The organism is Mesorhizobium sp. B3-2-1 (assembly GCF_006439515.1).
GTDB lineage: Bacteria > Pseudomonadota > Alphaproteobacteria > Rhizobiales > Rhizobiaceae > Mesorhizobium.
Genome location: NZ_VFTI01000062.1, coordinates 1 through 4959, shown reverse-complemented (window position 1 = coordinate 4959; position 4959 = coordinate 1). Strand labels below are relative to the sequence as shown.

Genomic DNA, 4959 nt, shown 5'->3' with positions numbered 1-4959 from the left:
CGTAGAGCCTGTTTCGCCAGTTGCTCCTGTGGCTCCGGTTGCTCCGGTCGAACCCGTGGCGCCTGTATCGCCGGTTGCTCCGGTCGCACCTGTGGCGCCCGTTTCGCCCGTCGCACCTGTGGCTCCAGTCGAACCTGTGGCTCCGGTATCGCCGGTAGCACCTGTGGCTCCGGTTGCTCCGGTTGCTCCGGTCGAACCCGTGGCGCCTGTATCGCCGGTCGCACCTGTGGCTCCGGTTGCTCCAGTCGAGCCTGTGGCACCAGTGTCGCCGGTCGCACCAGTCGAACCCGTGGCGCCCGTATCGCCGGTCGCGCCTGTGGCTCCAGTCGAGCCTGTGGCGCCAGTATCACCGGTTGCACCGGTGGCTCCAGTTGCACCCGTATCGCCGGTCGAACCTGTGGCGCCAGTATCGCCGGTCGCGCCTGTGGCTCCAGTTGCTCCGGTCGAACCTGTGGCGCCGGTATCGCCTGTCGAACCTGTGGCGCCGGTTGCTCCAGTCGAACCTGTGGCGCCGGTATCGCCGGTCGCACCTGTGGCTCCGGTTGCTCCAGTCGAGCCCGTGGCGCCCGTATCACCGGTCGCACCCGTGGCTCCGGTTGCCCCAGTTGAGCCCGTGGAGCCAGTATCGCCGGTCGCACCTGTGGCTCCGGTGGCTCCGGTCGAGCCAGTTGCACCCGTATCGCCGGTCGCGCCGGTTGCTCCGGTCGAGCCCGTCGCGCCCGTGTCGCCGGTCGCACCTGTGGCTCCGGTTGCGCCAGTCGAGCCCGTGGCGCCGGTATCGCCGGTTGCGCCAGTGGCCCCGGTTGCACCGGTGTCGCCGGTCGCACCTGTGGCTCCGGTTGCACCGGTCGAGCCAGTTGCACCCGTATCGCCCGTAGCGCCGGTTGCTCCGGTCGAGCCCGTCGCGCCCGTGTCGCCGGTCGCACCTGTGGCTCCGGTTGCGCCAGTCGAGCCCGTGGCGCCGGTATCGCCGGTCGCACCTGTGGCTCCGGTTGCGCCAGTCGAGCCCGTGGCGCCGGTATCGCCGGTTGCGCCAGTGGCCCCGGTGTCGCCGGTCGAACCCGTCGCGCCGGTATCGCCGGTCGCGCCTGTTGCTCCGGTTGCCCCGGTCGAGCCTGTGGCACCAGTGTCGCCGGTCGCACCCGTGGCTCCGGTTGCGCCAGACGAGCCGGTGGCACCCGTATCGCCGGTCGCACCTGTGGCGCCGGTTGCTCCCGTCGAACCTGTGGCGCCCGTAACACCCGTCGCGCCGGCGGCGCCGGTCGAACCCGTGGCGCCGGTGGCGCCCGTCGAACCCGTAGCGCCGGTGGCACCCGTAGCACCTGTCGCGCCAGTCGCGCCGGTCGAACCCGTAGCGCCGGTGGCACCCGTAGCACCTGTCGCGCCAGTCGCGCCGGTCGAACCCGTGGCGCCGGTGGCACCCGTAGCACCTGTCGCGCCAGTTGCACCGGTTGGACCCTGGTTGCTCGCAAATGCTGAAGTGGAGAAGGTGTCCCCGCCCGATGTGGCACTCATCGTCGCGGCGATCGTAACGACGAGGTTCATGTTGCCGTTATTTGTATTATAAGTATAAATTCCGTAAGTGTCGGTACTGTTTGGAACCGTGAACGTGGTTGAAAAATTCGTAAATCCAGTAGGTGCTTTGGAAGGTAATGTAAAGCTTCCTACGATAGTTCCGGTTGTGCTATCAACTAGATAGAATGTATTATTTGTTGCTGATCCGCCGCTTGTTGATATAGTCCCGTTAATTGTAAGTTCTGAGCTAAGTATCGCAGAGAAAGTTTCTATTCCATTTAGAGTTATTGGTGCATAGATTGACGAATCAAGGTTGTTACCCCCTGTAAGCTTCCAAGTACCTCCAAATAAAGCATTCCCGATCTTTGCCTCAGCCGCCTTCACCGCCGCGCCGGTAGCATTCTCCAGCGCCTCGACAAAGGCTTCGCCAGTCCGATCCTTGCCCGTCTCGCAGCTCCACAGCCTGAGATCGCCGTCAGCGCTCAAAGCCCTGCCGATCGCCGCCAGGTCGCCCGCCGCATCGTCCAGCGTGTCGATCGACCAGGCGCCCGCGCTGAAATGCACCCGCCCTGGCGAGCCGTGGGCGATGATGTGCACCGCCTCCAGCTCCGTCCGCCCCTCCAGCGCCTCGGCGATCTGGCGCGAGGCCGGCCGGTGGCCGTCCAGCACGATCGCTTCGACCCGAGGCCGCAGATTGCCGAGGATCGTCCCCAGATCGGGCGCGGATGGGTCGACGAAGAGAATTTCGGAGATGCGGGCCATGCGAGGTCCCTCTTGGCTCGAATTCAGCTCACGGAAAAAGCCGGCATGGCCGGCTGGACAAATGAAGAGATGGCGGGAAGAAGCGCGGTCATCTTGACGACGACCCCACGGCTCCGGTCGGCTTGGCAGGCGAAGCAACGGTCAGCACTGTCGAGGGCTGGAAGGCACCGCCGGCGTCGAAGGTGCCGATCGCCAGCGCGGCCGTGGCGTTCGGCACCTTGACCGCCATGGAGACAGGCGTTGGCTGCGGCATGGCATCGGGCAGCACGACCTGGCCGACGATGGCCTTCTGGTCGGTGTCGACGATGAAGTAGGTGACCGGCCCGCCCATATTGCCGACCGGCAAGGTGCCGGTGACCATCACCTCTGCGATGAGGATTCCCGCGTAGATACCCATTCCAACCTCCGTCAGTGGCGGCCGCGTCGCGGCCTTGCTTGTGCGTATGTTCAGTTTCCAGTCGCCGCCGAGCGCCGGCGAGCCGACCAGGTCGTCGGCGGCCGCCACCGGCGCTCCCACCGAGCGCGACAGCGCATCGATAAAATTGGTTCCGGCCTCCGCGGCACCCGCCGCGCAGCTCCAAAGAAACAGCTCGCCATATCCGCCCAGCGCCTGGCCTATCGCTGCGAGATCGTCAGCATCGTCATCCAGCGTCTCGGCCGACCACTCGCCGGCCGCGAAGCAGACCCGCCCTGGCGCGCCGTGCGCGATGATGTGCATGGCGTCGAGGCCGTCGCGGCCTTCGAGCGCCAGCGCCATCTGGTGTGCGGCCGGGCGCAACGCGTCGAGCACGATCGCCTCGACCCGTGGTCTCAGGTTCGCGAGGATCGTGCCGAGATCGGATACGGAGGGATCGATAAAAAGGAGTTCGGAGGGCGCATCGGTCCGCGCATTCGGGCGATCAGTCGCAGCGTCCGGCAGCGGCCGGCGCCTGTCGAACCGCGGGAATGCACCAATGCCCTCACGGGGCATACGCGACAACGCTTGACTCACAGCCACCCACTCCCATCGCCCGTGCCGCCGATGTTTCGACGGCAACTCGCGAGTGAACTCCGGAATGGGGAACTGTCTGCCTTCCGCCGAGGACAGACATAGACGCGACATGTCACGATGCGCCTTGTAGACGCACCTTCTTCATGCGCGAAATTGCCTTGCTACCCAGATCCCTGCCCAACCCGCCTGCACGGATCTTGCGGCCACCGGCCGTGCGATCCGCGGGCATCCGCCATACCCAGATATTAGTAAATTCGAAAATTAGCGATTTGTAAACTATTAAGCGGGGAATTGGTAAATTGCCGAGAACGAGGCAGCAGACTTCGGTCAATATTTGAGGGTCGGACTCGCGCGAATTGTTCCTGAAAATCGAAGACTTGCCGGCTTCCTTTCAGGTGCTGCGAATGCTGCGAATTACCGCCATGGCCGGCCGCGGAGCTTGCTGAAGTGCCAGCTGGCGCTGACCACGATCGGCGATCCAGGCGCCGCGGGGCCTGCCCGAGCCGACAAGGAAGAATGATCGGCGCGCGGGCTTCCAGCGAAGCCCGCGCGCTCGTTCTCAACCTGGACCAGCCGGGTCCATTCGCCGCTCACTCATGCGGCTTCAAGAGATCCTTCAGGGATGTCTTGACGGTGTGGTCGTTGCTGGCGTAGCCGGCGCCAGGCTTGGTCTGGTCCGAGGTGAGATCCGTGCTCGCCCCAGACGGCTTGTTGTGCTCGTTGCCAGATCCGCCAATCGTCTTGAGGACATTGAGCAGGTCTGTCGTCACTGTCGTGGCTGCAAGCCCAACCAGGTTGCGGAACGACGCATGACCGCCGGGGTCACTGCCGGTCGAACTCGACTGCAGGAATTGCGGCGAGTCCTTCAGCCCCAGCGTGCTGGCCGTGACGTTGGCGTTGTGGCCGCCATTTCCGTTGCCGGAGTTGCCCTGTCCCTGGTGCGAGCCGTTGTCGGCATTGTTATGGTCGCCGGAATTACCAGGCGCGGGCTGTTCTCCGTTACCGTGGCCGTTATTGGCATGGTCGTGGTCGTGGCCATGGTCACCAGTCTCACCGCCTGGGCCGGTCGCTCCGGTCGCCCCTGTCGGACCAGGCGAGCCTGTTGCTCCGGTCGAGCCGGTCGCTCCAGTCGAGCCAGTTGCTCCAGTCGAGCCGGTTGCTCCGGTAGAGCCGGTTGCTCCAGTCGAACCCGTTGCTCCGGTCGAACCCGTTGCTCCGGTCGAGCCTGTTGCTCCGGTCGAGCCAGTGGCACCGGTAGAGCCGGTTGCTCCAGTCGAACCCGTTGCTCCGGTCGAGCCAGTGGCGCCGGTCGAACCCGTGGCACCGGTCGAACCCGTTGCTCCTGTCGAGCCGGTCGCTCCAGTGGCACCGGTCGAGCCGGTTGCTCCGGTCGAACCAGTGGCACCTGTCGAGCCGGTCGCGCCGGTTGAGCCAGTGGCACCGGTTGAGCCCGTGGCACCGGTAGAGCCAGTGGCACCTGTCGAGCCCGTGGCACCAGTCGCACCTGTCGAGCCAGTTGCTCCGGTCGCGCCAGTCGCTCCGGTCGAACCGGTCGCTCCGGTCGAGCCAGTTGCGCCGGTCGAGCCAGTTGCGCCGGTCGAACCCGTTGCCCCGGTAGAGCCGGTTGCTCCGGTAGAACCGGTCGCTCCGGTAGAACCGGTCGCTCCGGTAGAACCGGTCGCTCCGGTCGA

Annotated in this window: 2 protein-coding genes and 1 pseudogene; all 3 read right to left on the bottom strand. The window is 65.6% G+C overall.

Annotated elements, in window-relative coordinates; genetic code table 11:
• Positions 1 to 2304: DUF4347 domain-containing protein (locus tag FJW08_RS32120; RefSeq protein WP_246682685.1), on the bottom strand; the 2304-nt coding region annotated here is incomplete at its 3' end.
• A gap of 61 nt (positions 2305 to 2365) precedes the next feature.
• Complete coding sequence (locus FJW08_RS32115) at positions 2366 to 3247, bottom strand: DUF4347 domain-containing protein (protein WP_246682684.1); 882 nt, start codon at positions 3245 to 3247, stop codon at positions 2366 to 2368.
• A 611-nt stretch (positions 3248 to 3858) separates the two neighbouring features.
• Positions 3859 to 4959: pseudogene (locus FJW08_RS32110) on the bottom strand (hypothetical protein); the annotation flags it as partial.